The sequence below is a fragment of the Vibrio sp. 1078-1 genome (assembly GCF_033340475.1).
On sequence record NZ_JAWOWM010000001.1, the window covers coordinates 839,529 to 858,203 of the forward strand.

Annotated in this window: 19 protein-coding genes; 15 read left to right on the forward strand and 4 right to left on the reverse strand. The window is 45.6% G+C overall.

The window, feature by feature from the left end:
* Window positions 1-277: 277 nt before the first annotated feature.
* From R7190_RS03710 to nirD, 11 genes are all read left to right on the forward strand, one after another.
* Window positions 278-712, forward strand: coding sequence for a GNAT family N-acetyltransferase (locus R7190_RS03710; protein WP_017634213.1), 435 nt, complete (start codon window positions 278-280; stop codon window positions 710-712).
* A 292-nt stretch (window positions 713-1,004) separates the two neighbouring features.
* The gene (locus R7190_RS03715) at window positions 1,005-3,668 is read left to right on the forward strand and encodes a nitrate reductase (protein WP_186585250.1); all 2,664 of its coding nucleotides are present in this window, start codon (window positions 1,005-1,007) and stop codon (window positions 3,666-3,668) included.
* Between the two features lie 20 nt (window positions 3,669-3,688).
* Window positions 3,689-4,594: a uroporphyrinogen-III C-methyltransferase gene (gene cobA / locus R7190_RS03720; RefSeq protein ID WP_017634211.1), complete on the forward strand. Its 906-nt coding sequence runs from the start codon at window positions 3,689-3,691 to the stop codon at window positions 4,592-4,594.
* On the forward strand, window positions 4,591-5,544 hold the full coding sequence (locus tag R7190_RS03725) for a glycosyl transferase family protein (RefSeq protein WP_130545591.1): 954 nt from the start codon (window positions 4,591-4,593) through the stop codon (window positions 5,542-5,544). The genes cobA and R7190_RS03725 overlap by 4 nt, the downstream gene beginning before the upstream one ends.
* A 229-nt stretch (window positions 5,545-5,773) precedes the next feature.
* A complete protein-coding gene (locus R7190_RS03730) occupies window positions 5,774-6,691 on the forward strand; it encodes a dienelactone hydrolase family protein (RefSeq protein WP_009704599.1) in 918 nt (305 codons plus the stop codon).
* Between the two features lie 73 nt (window positions 6,692-6,764).
* Window positions 6,765-7,346: an ANTAR domain-containing response regulator gene (locus R7190_RS03735; RefSeq protein ID WP_012842515.1), complete on the forward strand. Its 582-nt coding sequence runs from the start codon at window positions 6,765-6,767 to the stop codon at window positions 7,344-7,346.
* A gap of 265 nt (window positions 7,347-7,611) precedes the next feature.
* Window positions 7,612-8,976, forward strand: coding sequence for a CmpA/NrtA family ABC transporter substrate-binding protein (locus R7190_RS03740; RefSeq protein ID WP_130545592.1), 1,365 nt, complete (start codon window positions 7,612-7,614; stop codon window positions 8,974-8,976).
* A 72-nt stretch (window positions 8,977-9,048) separates the two neighbouring features.
* The gene (locus R7190_RS03745) at window positions 9,049-10,014 is read left to right on the forward strand and encodes an ABC transporter permease (protein WP_053303689.1); all 966 of its coding nucleotides are present in this window, start codon (window positions 9,049-9,051) and stop codon (window positions 10,012-10,014) included.
* A gap of 11 nt (window positions 10,015-10,025) precedes the next feature.
* Entirely contained in the window at window positions 10,026-10,862 is an 837-nt protein-coding gene (locus R7190_RS03750) for an ABC transporter ATP-binding protein (RefSeq protein ID WP_005450080.1), read from the forward strand.
* Window positions 10,863-10,872: 10 nt separating this feature from the next.
* Complete coding sequence (gene nirB, locus R7190_RS03755; RefSeq protein ID WP_186585251.1) at window positions 10,873-13,392, forward strand: nitrite reductase large subunit NirB; 2,520 nt, start codon at window positions 10,873-10,875, stop codon at window positions 13,390-13,392.
* Window positions 13,393-13,728 (forward strand): nitrite reductase small subunit NirD, encoded by a 336-nt coding sequence (nirD, locus tag R7190_RS03760; RefSeq protein WP_047123394.1) that lies wholly within the window; start codon window positions 13,393-13,395, stop codon window positions 13,726-13,728.
* Window positions 13,729-13,826: 98 nt separating this feature from the next.
* Here the strand turns inward: nirD and R7190_RS03765 are convergent, their stop codons facing one another.
* On the reverse strand, window positions 13,827-14,231 hold the full coding sequence (locus tag R7190_RS03765; RefSeq protein ID WP_132936412.1) for a PPC domain-containing DNA-binding protein: 405 nt from the start codon (window positions 14,229-14,231) through the stop codon (window positions 13,827-13,829).
* Window position 14,232: 1 nt separating this feature from the next.
* Window positions 14,233-14,808: a TetR/AcrR family transcriptional regulator gene (locus tag R7190_RS03770; protein ID WP_005375904.1), complete on the reverse strand. Its 576-nt coding sequence runs from the start codon at window positions 14,806-14,808 to the stop codon at window positions 14,233-14,235.
* Between the two features lie 284 nt (window positions 14,809-15,092).
* On the opposite strand from R7190_RS03770, the gene R7190_RS03775 reads away from it, so the two are divergent.
* From R7190_RS03775 to R7190_RS03790, 4 genes are all read left to right on the forward strand, one after another.
* Window positions 15,093-15,707, forward strand: a complete 615-nt coding sequence (locus tag R7190_RS03775) for a glutathione S-transferase family protein (RefSeq protein WP_005375905.1) — start codon at window positions 15,093-15,095, stop codon at window positions 15,705-15,707.
* Between the two features lie 220 nt (window positions 15,708-15,927).
* The gene (locus R7190_RS03780) at window positions 15,928-16,188 is read left to right on the forward strand and encodes a hypothetical protein (RefSeq protein ID WP_132936413.1); all 261 of its coding nucleotides are present in this window, start codon (window positions 15,928-15,930) and stop codon (window positions 16,186-16,188) included.
* 29 nt (window positions 16,189-16,217) lie between these two features.
* Window positions 16,218-17,447, forward strand: coding sequence for a PP2C family protein-serine/threonine phosphatase (locus tag R7190_RS03785; protein WP_132936414.1), 1,230 nt, complete (start codon window positions 16,218-16,220; stop codon window positions 17,445-17,447).
* Entirely contained in the window at window positions 17,428-17,889 is a 462-nt protein-coding gene (locus R7190_RS03790; protein ID WP_132936415.1) for an ATP-binding protein, read from the forward strand. The genes R7190_RS03785 and R7190_RS03790 overlap by 20 nt, the downstream gene beginning before the upstream one ends.
* 70 nt (window positions 17,890-17,959) lie before the next feature.
* Here R7190_RS03790 and R7190_RS03795 read toward each other — a convergent pair whose 3' ends face one another.
* Both R7190_RS03795 and R7190_RS03800 read right to left on the reverse strand, forming a co-directional pair.
* Window positions 17,960-18,151 carry a hypothetical protein gene (locus R7190_RS03795; RefSeq protein WP_025767706.1) on the reverse strand — a complete coding sequence of 64 codons (192 nt, stop codon included), beginning with the start codon at window positions 18,149-18,151 and terminating at the stop codon, window positions 17,960-17,962.
* A gap of 34 nt (window positions 18,152-18,185) precedes the next feature.
* A complete protein-coding gene (locus tag R7190_RS03800) occupies window positions 18,186-18,521 on the reverse strand; it encodes an Hpt domain-containing protein (RefSeq protein WP_031781126.1) in 336 nt (111 codons plus the stop codon).
* Between the last annotated feature and the right edge of the window lie 154 nt (window positions 18,522-18,675).

The window sequence follows — 18,675 nt, forward strand, 5'->3', positions numbered from 1 at the left end:
TGGTTGTAAATTATCCAACTATGAATTTTTCAATAAACCAGAATAAAGTTCTTAAATGTAATGCATTTAATGGTTATATGTATTGAAATTTTCATCTTGTGTGGTTTTTGATTTTGCGGTTAAAACTTAATCACGGATGTATGTTCTAAGTGAGTTAGGCCTAATTTTCAGGAAGAATATTACATTTCTTAAGCACTTAATTGAGATGTTTGTGTCCCGTCATTTAGATGAGATTTAGGTATACTGCTGCCATTCATGTTAAAGAAGGAGTCATTGAATGGACATCTTGTCTGCGCAAAAAGAGGACTTATTTGCCATATATAAGCTCGAAAATACTTTATTTGGAGAACACGCCTATCCTCAATTTTTCTTTCGGCAAGCTTTTGATTGTTGGGGAGAGAGTTTACTGGTAGCAAAAGAAGGAGAGCAGGTCGCAGGGTATATATTGCTAACGACTAGCACAAATGCACATCAATATTGGATCATGTCATTGGCCGTCGATATTCAACATAGAGGTAAAGGTATTGCGCGTTCCCTCCTAGAAAACGTTATTGCGTCGTTGACGTTAGGCTCAAGCGTGAAATTGACTGTCGATCCTAAGAACCAACCTGCATTGTCTTTATACCTCTCCCTTGGCTTTAAAACGTTAGAAGAAGAAGCGCATTATTTTGGTGACGAAGAATCCAGGTTAGTTATGGAATTAGTAAAGTAATACTGCACGATAATGACCGAAATTTGCACACAATCAGTGCGTAGCATTACGTTGCTATAATTGGTTTTAAGCTAACCCTTTGTATGGTAAGGGTTTTTAATCTTGGCACCTCACTTGCTTTACATAAACGTTCATCGATAACTCGATGCGCCGCTCTTAATAGCAGGCGAGAGCGGTATAGGGTATTACTTTTTGAAAATGTACTAACAGCGTTAAAGGCATTGCTGCCTCTCTCGATTCGGGAGAGGCTTTTTTTTGCTAGTAAGTTGGGCTGAATCGCACTGGAGGTGTTATGTCGCAAGGATGCAAAAAAACCACTTGTCCCTATTGTGGTGTTGGATGTGGTGTCGAGGTCAATACGAAAGGAATCGTTGGGGATGTGTGTCATCCTGCAAATGCGGGATCACTGTGCGTGAAGGGTGTCGCGCTGGCAGAGAGCTTGAATATGCCTTCGCGCTTGTTGTATCCAAAGCTTGTCACCAAGCAACGACCTCAAGGGCAAGAGGTGCAATGGCAACAAGCCACGGATCTGATTGCTGAAAAGATTCATCAAGCGAAAGCGGAGTTTGGACCGGATTCCATCGCGATGTACGTGTCAGGGCAGTTGTTAACGGAAGACTATTACGTCGCCAACAAACTCATGAAAGGCTATGTTGGCAGCGCAAACATCGATACGAACTCGCGTTTGTGTATGTCTTCGGCGGTTGCGGCTCATGTACGAGCATTTGGTGAAGATGTCGTTCCCGTCAATTACGACGATATTGATAAGACTGAGCTATTGATCATTTGCGGTGCTAATACCGCTTGGACGCACCCTGTTTTATTCCGACGTATTCAACAAGCGAGAGAAAACAATCCTAACCTCAAGCTGGTGGTCATTGACCCGCGTGAAACGGTCACCGCACAGCAAGCGGATTTGCATCTACCGATTAAAAACGATGGTGATGTGTCACTCTTCAATGGGCTGCTCAAGTTTCTTATTGAACAACAATTGATTGATTCTGAATACATAAATTCTTATACCGACGGATTTAATGCACTTAGAGAAGAAGTTTCTGATTTGCGTTACGATGTCACTAATTTGACGTCTTCCATTGGCATTTCAGAAGAAAAACTCACGACATTCTTCCAATGGTTTGCGCAAAGCCCAACCGCAATTACGTTGTTTTGCCAAGGGGTAAACCAAGCCGAAAATGGCGTCGACAAAGGCAATGCAATCATTAATGCACACTTGGCGACGGGTAAAATTGCCAAGTCAGGTTGTGGGCCGTTTTCTATTACAGGTCAGCCCAATGCGATGGGTGGGCGAGAAGTCGGTGGATTGGCAAACCAGTTAGCGGTTCATCGTGCTTTTGACGCAAAGTCTATAAAGCAAGTGCAGGCGTTTTGGGATTCACCAGAAATTGCCACTCAGCCCGGTTTAAAAGCCGTTGAACTGTTTGAGGCGGTAGAACGTGGTGAGATTAAAGTTCTCTGGATCATGGCAACCAATCCTGTTGTCTCTTTGCCAGATAACCAATTGGTAAAACGTGCACTAGAGATTTGTCCGTTTGTGATTGTTTCCGATATCACAGCGGATTCGGATGTAGCGCATTACGCGGACCTATTGCTACCCGCCGCTGGCTGGGGGGAGAAGCAAGGCATGGTGACCAATTCTGAGCGTCGACTTTCAAGGCAGCGCCAGTTTCAAACGCCTCCCGGTGAAGCAAAATCAGATTGGTGGGCGATAAGCCAAGTTGGGCAAGCTCTGTGTGCATTGGAAAAGACACAAAATGGCTTTGCGTTTACTTCTGAGCGGGCGGTATTCAGGGAATATGCCGCGATGACAGGCATGAATGCAGATTCGCCATTGAAGCTAGATCTTTCTCAATACGCCAACTTAACCGAGCAAGAATACGAAGAGTGGGTGCCGACACAATGGGGAGGAGAGCGCCCTTTTGCTGATGGCGTCTATTCACACCCAGATGGAAAAGCGCGTTTTGTCGTGACCAGTGAATCTCCAACGCGCTTAGAAAGAACAAAAGGCTGGTGGCTCAATACGGGCAGGCAACGTGACCAATGGCATACCATGACGCGCACAGGGCATATCGCCCACCTTGCCGCCTCAGAGTTAGAACCAACCGTGTACATGAACACGCTCTCTGCCACTCAAAATCGCTTAAAAGCAGGACAGCTCACCAAGCTGTTTCAGCCTGCTTCAAACACCGGTATTTATGCCAAAGTTGCCATTGATGAAGGTTTGGGTTTTCAGGAGCTGTTTATGTCAATGCACTGGGCGGGTCGATATGGCGGTGAAAGCAGTGTTAATGCGATAGTAAACAGCGCAAAAGACCCTATTTCAGGGCAGCCTGCATTTAAGTCGTCTTATGTTGAAGTGCAAGACGCCGCGGTCAAAACCTACGGTATGTTCATCGGTACACAGTTTGATTCCGGTAAATTTCTCTACAGCGCATTTCAAGCAGAAAGCAATTTGGGCATTTGGCGCTTTGCACATGATAAGCGACCAAAGAAGCAGAGTTTTTGTCGAACGGAAAAGAGCCGCAGAATTACGATAGATATTGTCCAAGGTTGGCTAGCGGTGGACTATGACCTTGTTGGAGACGTGCGTATCATTCGCTCTGTTTTGGTGGTGTCTAGTGAACCGATTCAAACCGACTACACCAACTTTACCGGCTTGATTGGCAAGCCGATGGAGCTATCGCAACTGCTTACCATCACTCAATCGCAAAGCAGTGCCAAACTGGTTTGTAGTTGTTTCCGCGTTACCGATAAACAAATACATGACGCGATGGAGAAACAAGACTGCACGTCAGTGACCCAACTTCAAAACAAACTCAAATGCGGTACTAACTGTGGCTCGTGCGTCTCTCAAATCAAACAAATGGTCGACAGCCATCAGCATCAAAAGGGCAAACAGCAAGCGAACCAGCAAAGTTTGGCTATTCAAATAAAGTAAGTCATAAAGAGGATAAGCACATGGAAGCGCCTTATCAAAAGTCTTGGTTTAAGAAAGGACAAGCGAGTCAGAAACAAGAACGCTCGTCTCGCTTTTCTAAGCATGATCAAGCAAGCAAACTGAACCAACTTTTAGAAGACCATTCACTAGACCTGGACGCGAACCACAAAGGTTTTGTCTCGATTGTCGGAGCAGGGCCGCACGATCCTGACTTGTTAACGGTAAAGGCTGTGAAAGCGATTATGTCGGCAGAGGTACTGTTGTACGACCGTTTGGTTAACAAAGATATTTTGGAGTTGGCTTCGCCACAAGCCGATTGGATTTACGTGGGCAAAAGATGCGGACAACCTAGTATTGGTCAGGAAGAAATTTGTGACTTGATGGTATCGCTCGCTCAACAAGGAAAGCGAGTTGTACGCTTAAAAGGGGGAGATCCTTTTGTATTTGGCCGTGGAGGTGAAGAGGCGTTAGCACTCGTCAAACACTCAATCGCGTACGAAGTCATTCCCGGCATTACCGCTGCGATTGGATGTTCAGCAAACAGCTTGATTCCGCTGACTCATCGTGGCGTTGCTCGTAGCGTTACCTTTGTGACGGGGCAAGTGGTAACAGGCGCATTTGAAGCGTGGAGCCAACTGATGCAAAGCGGACAAACGTTAGTCTTCTATATGGGGTTAGAAAAATCATCGCAAATACAAACGGGTTTAATAGGCTCTGGTTTGAGAGAAGATTTCCCTGTCGCGATCATCACTCATGGTTGCAGCCCTCAACAACAAGTGCACGTTACACAACTCAATCAGCTCAATGATTTATCGATTACACTTAAAGGCGTGAGCCCAGCATTGATTGTGATGGGAGAAGTTGTCAAACTGCGCGAACAACTAATAGAAACCGTACAGTCAGTGACGGAATACGAGGGAATATGAGCAGCATTTTGGAGTGTATTAGAACAGTCGGTCGTGGCGAACGTGGTAGAAAACCACTGAACTTTGACCAAGCGTTTCGAGTTATGGATGAATACCTAAACGGTGAGTGCGATGATGATCAGATGGCGATGTTATTGATGCTGATCCGCGTACAGAACGAGACTCAACAAGAAATCGCTGGCTTTGTGAAAGCATTCCAATCCCGCATGCCTGCTATTGGTGCAGATATTGATTGGCCATGCTATGCGGGCAAACGTGAAGCGGCAGGTCAGCCTTGGCATCTGTTGGCAGCGAAAATCCTTGCCGATAATGGCCACAAAGTGCTGATGCACGGATATCACGACCGTCAATCTGGTCGTTTACACGCTGAAGACTACCTCGACAAATTTGCTATCGAGAAAGCGGAATCAGCAGAAGAAGCAAAGCGTGTCTTAGAAACACAAAACATCGTGTATCTACCGCTCAGCGCATTTGCTCCACAAGCAGAAACCATGATCGGTTGGAAGAATCGTTATGGGCTTAGAACGCCGATTAATACCGTGGTTCGAGCATTGAATCCGGGGCAAGCAACGGTTGGTATTCGTGGTAGCTTCCATCCTGGTTTCCAACAACTTCATGCAGAAGTCGAATACGAGATCGGTCAAACCGCTCACGCTGTTGTGTCATTCAAAGGACAATCGGGTGAGTCAGAATACAACCCGAAAGTAAGCCAAACAGTATGGTTAAGCCAAACAAGCGGCGTGACATCGCACTACTGGACGGAGCAAATGCTGTCTGAGGTGCCAATGCCTGCGAACTGCCCGTTTGGGACGTCAGAAGATGACATGAACCAAATGGCGAATACGGTTCTCGCTACGATGACAGTGATCTTGTTTGCACAAATGCACGACAGGGAAAAAGCATTCGAACGCGCCTTCTCCTACTGGCAAGCCTATTGTGGCCAGCAATAACGCACTATTGTCAATTAATGTAAAACCAACGACGCAAAGTTGTTGAATCTGAATCCATTATCTATTGTTTGAAGAAGGTAAAAGATCCTAGCTCGCCAATGATGTGTTTCACCACCTTGCTCCGTATCAGAGTGGTGAAACCGCAGTTTTAGCCTCAATCGCGTTCGTTTCTCGCTGCGCTTTTGAGAATGAGAAAATCCCATATGGTAAGACACAGAGGACATGGATAATGGTTCTAAAGCATACCACTCCTAGTGAAAAGGCTTCTCACCCGATCCCGCAAGAAGCCTTCGATTGGTACGACGAATACGCCCACGGAAAAATCTCGCGCCGTGAGTTTCTTAATAGGCTGGGTGGTCTTGCTGTGCTTGGCTTTAGCATGACAGCACTGGTCGACGCGCTAACCCCTAATTACGCACTCGCAGAACAAGTTTCATTTAACGATCCTGACATCAAGGCAACGTACGAAACCTTTCCATCTCCAAATGGACATGGAGAAGGTCGCGGCTATTTGGTGATGCCACAGAAGAAGACTTTAAAATCGCCGACTGTGTTGGTGATTCATGAAAACCGAGGTCTGAACCCTTATATCAAAGATGTCGCAAGACGACTTGCAAAAGATGGCTTTATTGCTTTCGCTCCAGACGCACTTTATCCACTCGGCGGCTATCCGGGGAACGACGATGAAGGTCGCGCCATGCAGAAAGAGATGGACAGAGCCAAGATCGAACAAGACTTTATTGCAGCCGCTAACTTCCTCAAACAATACGAGGGTGGCAACGGTAAATTGGGCGCGGTTGGATTCTGCTTCGGTGGATACATTGTCAATATGCTTGCAGCGGTAATGCCTGAAGAGCTCGATGCAGGTGTGCCTTTTTATGGAACACCAGCTGCGCAAGAGATCCAAAAGCAAGTCAAAGGGCCGTTGATGATTCACTTTGCAGGGCTCGATAAGCGTGTTAACGACACATGGCCTGCTTATGAGCAGCAATTGATCGCAACCGACGCACAGTATCAAGCGTTAATGTATGAGAACGTCAACCACGGCTTCCATAACGACTCAACAGCACGCTACGCACCGGAAGAAGCAGCACTCGCTTGGGAGCGCACACTCGGCTTCTTCAAAGAACATCTCGCCTCTAGTTAAAACGCGTCTATTTTAGTTGGCACATTCCTTGTTATGTCTCTCTTAGTGAGTGAGATATAAACAAGGAATGTGCATGACTCAATCAACGTCAAAAACACCCATCATAGTATGTTGTGATAGCCTCCAAGAGCAGGCTCGATTGTCCGGCTTATTAAGCAAAGATTACGACAACATCATCGGTTGCCAATTGGCACAACTAGAAACGTTAATGCAACGAGAACCGTCAGCAAGCGTTGTGGTTGGATGGCAGCAACCAACCGCGGAACTGCGTTTGATCGTCGATTTCTGCCGCAGAAAATCGGCACCACTTCTTATCGTCTTAAAGCAGTTATCATCTAATGATATCAATCGGTTATCAGAAAAAATGGACTATGTGCTCATGCCGCACGATAGTGAGTTTGCGCTTCAGCCTTGGATTGAACATGCGACACTAGTGAGAGCGAAATTCGAAAGTATGCAATCGGAAATTGAATCGCTGACCCATAAGATTGAAGAGCGCAAGCTGGTGGAAAAAGCCAAAGGTCTGCTGATGAAGATGCACAGCGTTGATGAAGAACAGGCTTATAAAGCACTTAGAAATTCAGCCATGCAATCGAGCCAAACGCTCGCACAAGTTGCCAAGAATTTGATAACTACTTTGGAGGTGCTTGATTAGTTGCTCTACCACTTTGGGGTTAGAGTGCGTTTTCTAACGTGGTGCGTGTTGCACTATCAGCAAGCAATAACAGGGAATAACAAACGGCAAGATATACCAACTTATTGTATTTAATGTGAAAAATAAGTTGGCACAGTAATTGGATTAGTAGAATTGGGTTTATTGTTGAATCGCTTATCTCAATTATCAACGGCGGTAATTGTAGACTTAGCAACGGCGCTACTGCTCTTCGGAGTAGTGGCGCTTTTTTAATGGGAGCAAACCAATGAAATGGAGTTCGATGCTGAAAGTGTCAGCAATTTCGTTATCGGTATTCACCACGGTCAGCGTAAAGGCAGAGTTGGGTGAGCCAGAAATTGAAGACCTGAAGTTTGGTTTTATTAAGTTAACCGATATGGCACCGCTGGCGGTTGCTTATGAGAAAGGCTTTTTTGAAGACGAAGGCTTGTACGTCACTTTAGAAGCGCAAGCAAACTGGAAGGTGCTTTTAGACCGAGTCATCGACGGTGAGCTTGCTGGCGCGCACATGCTTGCTGGTCAGCCATTGGGCGCGACGATTGGTGTCGGCACAAAAGCAGAAGTGATTACCGCGTTCAGTATGGATTTGAACGGCAACGCAATCACGGTTTCCAATGATACTTGGGAGCAGATGAAGCAATACATTCCAAAACAACCAGATGGCAAACCTGTTCACCCAATCAAAGCGGATGCACTGAAGCCTGTGGTCGACAGCTATCTGGATAAAGGCAAACCGTTCAACATGGGCATGGTGTTCCCGGTATCGACGCACAACTATGAGTTGCGATATTGGTTAGCGGCAGGCGGGATTCATCCAGGCTTTTACGCACCAGAATCAGGCGATAACAGTGGCCAGTTGGATGCTGACGTTCTTTTGAGTGTTACACCGCCACCACAAATGCCAGCCACAATGGAAGCGGGCACAATCAAAGGCTACTGCGTTGGCGAACCATGGAACCAACAAGCTGTGTTCAAGGGCATTGGTACACCAGTCGTGACCGATTACGAGATCTGGAAGAACAACCCAGAGAAAGTATTTGGTGTTTCTAAAGCTTGGGCTGAGAAGTATCCAAACACGCACATTCGCGTAGTGAAAGCCTTGATTCGAGCGGCACATTGGTTAGATGAAAACGACAATGCCAACCGCCAAGAGGCAGTGAAGATGCTATCAAAAAGCGAATACGTCGGAGCCGATGCCGAAGTTATCGCCAACTCAATGACGGGCACATTTGAATATGAGAAAGGCGACAAACGAGACGTGCCAGACTTCAACGTTTTCTTCCGTCATAACGCCACGTATCCGTATTACAGCGATGCGATTTGGTATCTGACTCAAATGCGCCGTTGGGGACAAATCTCAAGCGAGAAATCCGATGATTGGTACATGGATGTGGCGAAAGAGGTTTACCGTCCAGATATCTACAAACAAGCAGCTCAAGCGCTAATTGAAGATGGTGTGTTGAGCAAAAAAGACTTCCCAGATTTTAGTGCTGAAGATGGTTTCCGTGCGCCACAAACACACTTTATCGACAACATCGTTTATGACGGTCGCGAGCCAAATAAATATCTAGAGAAGTTCTCTATCGGGCTTAAAGGAAAAGACAAGGTTTAACCATAACGATAAACGCCACAGGCGAGGGAATTCGCTTGTGGCAACAAGGATGTAAATTTCTTAGGAGTGAGTATGTCTAGTAATGTCATTTCCCTGTTTCCTGCTAAGCAGGTAGTGAACCGAAGTCGGCTGGTGCTTTTGCCCGTCATTGGCTTGCTGATCTTTTTGGCAATGTGGCACTTAGCAGCGAGAGAAGTGCAAACTTCATTAGGTACGCTACCGGGACCTGTGCAAACTTTTCAGCAGTTCAGCAACCTTGTCGATGACCATTGGCAAGAGCGAGAAAAGGAACAAGCGTTTATCGAGCGTCAGGAAAAGCGCAATGCTGCGAAGTTAGCGAAGAATCCAGACGCGGAAGTGAAGATTCGTCCTTACACAGGTAAACCGACGTTCTTCGACCAAATCGTGACTAGCTTAGTGACTGTGACCGCGGGCTTTCTGCTGGCGACGATTATCGCGATTCCGCTTGGCATCGTGCTTGGTCTTAATCAAGGGCTGTATCAAGCGTTCAACCCAATCATTCAACTGCTCAAGCCCGTATCACCTTTAGCTTGGCTACCCATCGTTACCATGGTTGTAAGTGCCACTTATGTGAGTGATGACCCGATGTTTGCTAAGTCGTTCATTAACTCTCTGATCACAGTAGCGCTATGTAGCTTATGGCCGACGCTGATTAATACCGCTGTGGGTGTAACGAGCGTTGATAAAGACTTAATCAACGTGAGCAAAGTGCTCCAACTTTCGTGGTGGCAGCACATTCGCACTATCGTTTTACCTTCTGCCATTCCAATGATCTTCACAGGTTTACGTCTCTCTTTAGGTATCGCTTGGATGGTGTTGATTGCGGCAGAAATGCTCGCTCAGAACCCGGGGTTAGGCAAGTTCGTTTGGGATGAATTCCAGAACGGCAGCTCGGCATCATTGGGGCGCATCATGGTGGCAGTCATCACCATTGGTTTTATCGGTTTGATGCTCGATAGAGGCATGCTGCAACTTCAAAAGTGGCTGTCTTGGAATAAACAACAAGCGTTGAGATAAGGGAAACGATCATGGAAAAAGCATTATTAGATCTAACGCGTTTAGGGATGCGATTCCCAACGCCAGATGGCGAGTTCATCGCGCTTAAGAACGTCGATTTACAAATCAATAAAGGTGAGTTTGTATCCCTAATTGGTCACTCTGGCTGCGGTAAATCAACGGTATTAAACTTAGTCGCAGGGCTACACATGCCAACAGACGGCGGCGTAATAGTCGATGGACGAGAGGTGGCAGGGCCGGGACCCGACCGCGCAGTGGTATTCCAAAACCATTCATTATTGCCTTGGTTAACCGTGTATCAAAACGTTGAGCTTGCAGTAAAACAAATTGCCGGCAAAAAGGGCAAAGCGTGGATTCAGGAACAAGTGAACCACTATTTGGAGTTGATTCAAATGCAGCATGCTGCGCACAAAAAGCCCGATGAAATCTCGGGCGGTATGAAGCAGCGAGTCGGCATTGCGAGAGCACTGGCACTTCAACCAAAGGTTTTGCTGATGGATGAGCCATTTGGTGCGCTGGATGCGTTGACTCGTGCGCACTTACAGGATGCACTGATGAAGATTCAAGCCGAGCTAAACAATACCGTCATCATGATTACCCATGACGTGGATGAAGCGGTGCTGCTATCTGACAAAATCGTGATGATGACTAATGGACCGGCAGCAACCATTGGAGAAGTGTTAGAAGTAAATCTACCTCGCCCTCGTGAGCGTGTAGCACTGGCGGATGATGCGCAGTATCAGAAGTGTCGACAAGCGGTGTTGAAGTTCCTTTACGAGAAGCAATCCAAAGTCGAGATTCCTGCTTCGAAAGAAGACAAACCCAAAACCGCAGCGCAAACGGCATAAGGAGGCAGCGATGAACAGTCCTTTAACGATTCCAGTAAAGAACGCATTGAGCCACATCGTTGTGGTAGGCAACGGTATGGTCGGGCAACACCTTGTCGAGCAATTAGTACAGAAAAACGCGCATTTGGAGCACCGAATTACCGTGATTGGTGCAGAGCGCTTTATCGCGTATGACCGTGTACAGTTGTCCTCTTTGTTTGCGGGTAAGTCTCATGATGATTTGATGCTGAGTAACCAAGAATGGTACGACATGCATGGCATCCAACTCGTACTTGGCAGCCAAGTAACAGGCATCGACAGAGAGCAAAAGCGCATTCTCCTTGATGGTGAAGATGTGCTGGGTTACGACGAACTTGTGCTCGCGACCGGTTCTTACCCATTTGTGCCGCCAATTGAAGGTAAAGACCGCGACAACGTGTTTGTCTACCGCACGCTTGATGATCTTTCACAGATCAAAAAGGCATGTGAAGGTGCAAGAACAGGCGCAGTGATTGGCGGCGGCTTGTTGGGTTTAGAAGCGGCAAACGCACTCAAACTGTTGGGGCTAGAAACTCACGTCATTGAGTTTGCACCTCGCCTGATGCCCGTACAGTTAGATGATGGTGCTGGCTTAGTGCTAAAAGAGAAGATTGAAGCGCTAGGGTTAACCGTACATACCTCGACGGGTACGGAACGAATCTGCGATGGTGAAACGGCTAAGCATCGTATGGTGTTTAAAGACAAAGATCCTCTCGAAGTGGATGTGATTGTCTTTTCCGCAGGTATTCGCCCTCAAGATGAGCTGGCAAAACTGGCTGAGCTGGAAGTAGGCGAACGAGGCGGTATTGTGATTAACAATCAATGCCAAACCAGCGATGAGAATATTTATGCGATTGGCGAATGTGCTCTTTGGGAGCAAAAGATCTTTGGTTTAGTCGCACCCGGTTACACCATGGCAAGAACCACTGCTGATGTCCTGACTGGAATGCCAAGCGAAGGTTTTAAAGGTGCAGACATGAGCACCAAACTCAAGCTGCTTGGGGTGGATGTGGCGTCTATCGGAGATGCACAAATGCAAACCGAAGGCGCACAAGAAATGGTCTTGCAAGATACGGTAGCAGGCATCTACAAAAAGCTGGTGGTTGATGCGAGCGGCACCCAATTACTTGGTGCGATTCTCGTCGGTGATAACAGCGATTACGATGCGCTCTTACAGTGTTATTTGAACAAAACAGTCTTGCCAGACCACGCCGCGAACCTGTTGTTTGATACCGGAATGCTTGATGGAGAGATGCCAGACAGCGCCATCATCTGTTCTTGTCACAACGTCACAAAAGGTGACTTGGTTGCCGAGATTCAAGCCGGCACTACCAACCTGACGGACCTTAAAGCCAACACCAAAGCCGGTACTGGCTGTGGTGGGTGTAGCAATATGGTGAAGTCGGTATTGGATACTCAACTGGCAGCCATGGGGGTAGAGGTTAACAACCACCTTTGTGAGCACTTTGAGCTTAGTCGCCAAGAGATGTTCCATATTTGCCAAGTGGAACAAATCAAAGACTTCGACACCTTAATCGCACTGCATGGCAAAGGGCATGGGTGTGATATCTGTAAGCCGACAGCGGCATCTGTGTTCGCTTCTTTGTGGAATGAACACATCATGGAGCCTCAACATCAATCTCTGCAAGATTCTAATGATGCCTTTATGGCGAACCTACAAAAAGATGGCTCTTACTCGATTGTGCCTCGTGTTCCGGGTGGCGAAATCACACCAGACAAACTTATCGTACTAGGTGAAGTCGCTCAGCAGTACGATCTGTACACCAAGATCACTGGTGGTCAGCGCGTGGATTTATTTGGTGCGCAGTTAGAACAGCTTCCTGAAATCTGGCAAACCTTAATTGATGCCGGTTTTGAAACAGGGCACGCCTACGGCAAGTCGGTCCGCACCGTGAAATCTTGCGTCGGTTCTACGTGGTGTCGCTATGGTGTTGATGATTCAGTTGGATTAGCCATCGAGTTAGAGAACCGCTACAAAGGATTGCGAGCGCCCCATAAGCTTAAGTTTGCCGTATCGGGCTGTACTCGTGAGTGTGCAGAAGCGCAAAGTAAAGACATTGGGGTGATCGCCACCGAAAACGGCTGGAATCTATACGTTTGTGGTAATGGTGGCATGAGACCAAGACACGCTGATTTGTTTGCATCCGACTTATCCAAATCAGAGTTGATCACCATGATTGACCGAGTTTTGATGTTCTACGTCAGCACCGCTGATCGCTTACAGCGCACGTCAGTGTGGATGGAGAACATGGAAGGGGGCCTAGACTACCTTAAACAAGTGATTTTGGATGACTCTCTCAACCTATGTGATTCTTTGGATGAACAAATGGCACGAGTCGTAGATACCTATCAATGTGAGTGGAAGAGTACGTTGGATAATCCTCAAAAATTGCAACGCTTCCGTCCTTTCTTGAACAGCACGTCGGGCAGCAAAGTCTTGCCGTACCAACGTGTGCGCGGTCAGCGTATTCCCGTGAAACAGGAGGTGTAAATGGCAGCTTTAACCAAAGTGAAATTGTGTCAGCTTGATGACTTAATGCCGTTTATCGGTGCCACTGTATTGATTGAAGGCGAGCATGTGGCGTTATTCTACATTCCTGATAACGGTGTTTACGCTGTTCAGGATTGGGACCCAATTGGTAAGGCTTATGTGATGAGTCGAGGGATTGTCGGTGATATTGATGGTGAGATGTGTGTTGCATCACCACTGTATAAACAGCACTTCAGTTTAAAGAGTGGGCAGTGTTTAGAAGACGATGCGCACTGTCTAAAAACATGGCAAGTAACAGTCGACGATAATCAGGTTTGTTACTTAGTCGAAGAATGACCCTCGAAACTAGCTTGCTCGAAATGAGTAAATTCTTAGCGTAAGAGACAAGCGAATAAAGCTCCAGAGACAGCACAGTATGGCTCTGGAGCTTTTAATTATTTGGAAGGGTTCACTTGTAGTTCGGTATAGCCAGTCGAGTCGTCCATCGCTCTAGTGAACTCAAGTTCTGAGTAAGAATGGATGATCAATTCCGCGGTGGTATCTATAACAGTGCCTTCCATTAAATGCCCACCCCAAACTCGTCCTTCACGATCAGACACCGAGATATGAACGTGTTGATGTTCAGGCGTTAGAGTTCCCATCACAGAGACGATTTCAAATGGCTCATGTTTGGTTAACGTACTCTCTGCACCTGCCAAACGAAGGTTGAGGTCAGAGACACAGCCAACGCATGAGGCAATCGAGCCAGCTTTGATACCATGCTGCTTGACCAATTTCGCAAGGCTCAGCTTTAAGTCCATGCCTTTGGTAAGACGTACTGCTATCACTTCAATCGACATGTCACTTCCTAATCAAAACCAGCAAGCAGGAAAGCGCGGTATCCAAGTCGGCATAACGTTTAGCTTTGCCAAGTACACGCATACCTTGCATGTTGTTGAGAACAAAACGAGCAAGCTCTTCTGGTTTAAGCGTTTTTGGCACTAAGGTTTCCTTTTGCGCATTGGTCAGCGCATCCGCAATGATGTCGATAAGATGGTCAAACAAAAAATGCCCTTTGCGCAGTACGTCATCGTCTTCGCCAGCGTGCTCAATCAACGCATTTTGAATAAAACACCCACAGTTCCGTTTGCGTTGCAGCTCAGCAAAAGATTTAAGGAACGATTCCAACTCAGGTAAAGACGCGTCGTCTTTTTCCAAATCATTCAGTGACGGTAGCGAGACTTTTTTTAAGTAAGTATCGAGCGCTTCGTAGTAGAGCTGTTGCTTGTCACCATAGGTGTTATAAAGACTGAACCGGTTGATGTTCAACTCGTCGGTGAGATCCGAGATAGACGTGTTCGCAAAGCCCTTGCGCCAAAACACATCCATAGCCACGAGAAGCTTTTCATCTCGGTCGAAGTTGGCTTTTCTTGCCATAAATTACCTGCCTGGGTCTGCTTATCGGGTAATTAAATTGCTTTGGAGGGATGGTACAGAGAACCTCTAGCGTTCGAACTGAACCAATATGATGAATACCCATCTATTCTTGGGTATCAGCCCCCAAATTCATGTGAACTCACAAACGGCATCAAAAATCTCGCTCAGCAAACAGACCCACAACTGTTTGAAAATTTTTGATAGTGAAGTTCTTGACTGATCGTTTATAAACTGACTACAGTATATCCTAACCAATCGGTTAGAAAAAGATAAAAGGATGTGAAATGAAGCTCTATGAAACCGCAATGACTCCAAGTTGTAAGCGAGTTAGCATTTTTCTAAAGGAAATCGGTGGCGAGGTTGAGCGAATTGCGCTGAACGTTCGTGAGGGCGATAACCTATCTGAACCGTTTAAATCGAAAAGCGTGAACGGCAAAGTGCCTCTACTAGAACTGGATGATGGTACGACGATCTGTGAAAGCGTGGCGATTTGTCGCTACCTAGATGAAGCGTTTGAAAATGATCTGGCGCTGTTTGGTGCTAACCAGCTCGAACGTGCTCAGGTGGAAATGTGGCATCGTGTGGTGGAGTTCCAAGGACTAAATGCGGCATTTCAGGCGTTTCGAAACATGACCGGAGTTTATGGAGACAGAGAACGTTGCGTTGAAGCATGGGGCGAAGAATCAAAACAACGCGTCTACGAATTTCTGCCCGTCTTAGACAAGCGTCTTGAACATAATGATTTTATCGCCGTAGACCATTTTACTATCGTCGATATAACAGGCTTTATTTTGATCAGTTTCGCAATTAAAGGCCTAGAAATTGATGTGCTATCGACGTCGCCAAACATTGCTCGATGGTATAACCAAATTTTAGCTAGACCTGCATTTCAGAGTTAATGTATTGCAGCGAGTGGATGATAGCTCGCTGCTACCACCTTACCGATTCTTAACTCAGCAGGATATTCAAATTTTCTCAGATTTTTCTTATTTTTTCTCCTATCGCCTATAATTGGAAAAACAACCTCAATTTGCTTCGTTGCGTTTTAGAGCCTCGAGCTCTTGGTCCGTAGACGCTCTCTTTCATCATGGAAAGTCTAGTAATAGACAAGGAGAGGTCATGAGTATTCAAGTGAAAACTATCAATAATATTCTAATAGCCCTGTTAATGGTTTCGGTTTTTGGTCTATTCGCACTGTACCTCAATTACATACAGCAGGATGAACAGATTGAAAGGCTGCAAAGTCAGTTAATCGAAAAAGAGCATCAGATACTAATTTCTAATGAAGCGTTGTCTTACACTCGATATCAACACCAATTATTAGCCGAAGACTACAGCCGTTTTAGAAATGAGCAGTCAGTGACTAGTGTTTTGCGTTAGCCAGTATAGCAACTGTATTAAGGAGGAAGATGAAACCCATTCTTTTGGTCGATGACAGTAAAACAGTACTGCTTTACATCAGCAGTGCATTGGAAAAGCAAGGCTATGAAGTGGTTGCAGTTGAAGACGGAAGAGCGGCGCTTGAAGTGCTAACCCACCGCCCTGATATTCAGTTTGTGCTGAGCGATTTAATGATGCCTAGAATTAATGGTATTGAATTGTGTCGCCAATTAAAATCTAAAGTTAGCGAACGTTACATTTTCTTTGTTCTACTGTCTTCTAGAAATGACCAAAGTTCGATCGTGAAAGGCATTGATGCTGGCGCAGATGATTTCGTAGATAAGAAGACGTCTGTAGAGGAACTTCAGGCCAGAATCCGTGCGGGGTTTCGTACTTTAGAACTGCACAACAAACTCGTTGAGAGAAATAAAGAGCTAGATGCGGCCTATCAAACAATTCACCAAGACCTACAGTCTGCTAGTCATCTGATGGAGCAACTACTCCCTGCTGAATCAACTATTCAGAATGTAAATTTTAGCTATGTCTACAAACCATGCTCCCAGATTGGTGGTGATATGTTGGGGTATTTGGAGCTCGATGAACGACATGTTGCGTTTTATGTATTTGATGTTTCTGGTCATGGTATTTCTTCAGCTTTGATGGCTTTTTCTATTCAACAGACGCTATCTCAAAGTCAGGGGCCTGATTCGATCACGATGGAGTTGAGAGATGACGGCTATTGCGTAAGTGAGCCTGCATCTGTGATTGAACGGCTAAATCGGCGTTATCAGCAAACTAGAAACAGTCAACTTTACTTTACTATGGCTTACGCCATTCTTAACACAAAATCAGGGCAACTTAGCTATTGCACGGCTGGCCACCCCAGGATCTTAGTTTGGCGAACGAGTACGAAAACGATGGAACAGATAGGTGACGATAACTTTATCGTTGGTGCAATGCAGCCGATGGAATATATCGGTAACCAAATTAGTCTGGATGAGGGCGATGCATTGTGGCTTTATTCGGATGGTTTGATTGAAGCGAGGCAGGGTGAGGAGATGTTTTCACTACAACGATTGGCATCGAGTATAAAAGCTGTTTGCACGCTGACAGTTGAAGACCAAGTGGGAGACGTCTTTAAAAAAGTACAATCTTGGCATAACGAAGATGAGTTTGATGATGATGCCAGCCTTTTACAGGTAAAATGGCATGGTGAGAGGCTCGATTTTAAGGAAAAGAATGTCAAAGAGCGAATTTAAACGAACTTACGGGAGCTCCCTTACTCACTCACGAAGTGCGAGCAAAGACGTTGTTCGGTTTTTGATGGGTCATCAAATCCCCTTAAATGCAATTCAATCATTGGAGCTTTGTGTCGTTGAACTCATGAATAACGCTTATATTCATTCTTACAGTGAAATAGATGGCCTACCAATTGAAGTGGAGTGTAGGGTTGGGGATGACCAAGTGTCCGGTTTCGTGGAACTGAGAGTCTCTGATTGCGGAGCGCCGATCAATGAAAAGACGTTCATCCAACATAAAAATAAACAGATTGAGGCACCTAACTTAATGGATGACGATAGTTGGTCCTCCTCAGGTCGCGGACTGATGTTAGTCGCTCAATTATCTGACCTGTTTACATTGGAAAAAGGTTTCGAAAACAATACGTTTGTTGTAGTGAAAAGGAATAGGGAGATAAACTAACAACCAAGCAAAGTCGATTTGCTTCACTTGGTCCCTAGCGTTAATCTGACGGTTGCGTTGTATATCATTGTTATTTTGTATTCGTTGTTGGTGCCGGTGATAGTAACGCCTCCAACTCTTCTGGTGTTAGAATATCACTGATGTTTAACATATTACTTTCATCATCTAGCGCCATCTTTGTACGGCTAAGTAAGTACCTTTTTTGAGTTGGTGTTAAGTCTTTGAGAGACTCAATCAACTCCCTGAAATTGCTATTATTCATTGCCATATTTCCCCCAGTTAAGCCTTGAATTTCTTTATTGCATATTCTTCAAGTAAGTGAAGATTTGTTGATTAATTGCAGCTAGCTCTTTAGTAACTATAGCTATATCTGAGCTATCTGGCGCTGTATCGTTTCTGGTTTTTTCTTCTATTCTTTGAAACGCAATGACCGCGGTGTCTTCTCCGAAACTCTCTAGAATGCCCTTTAAACTATGAGCTAATAGATAGAGTTCTGACCAACATTTGCTTGCATATAGCTCATCTATACGCTCTATATCATTCGTGTGATCTTCAAGGTATGTAGAAAAAACAGTGACGATCAGATCTACGTCGTTATCCATGTATGTATTGAGAACATCAAAATTAATCATGTATACCCCTATTAAACGTTGAGGTAGAGGAATGTTTCGGATAATGAAGGCTTAGCCGAAGGTATGAATGGCATAACCAGTATTTGAGCAGAAATAGTTTGCTTGTCGCTTGAGATAAACTTACAAAAAGAAAGTCATTGTTAAAGATATTTTG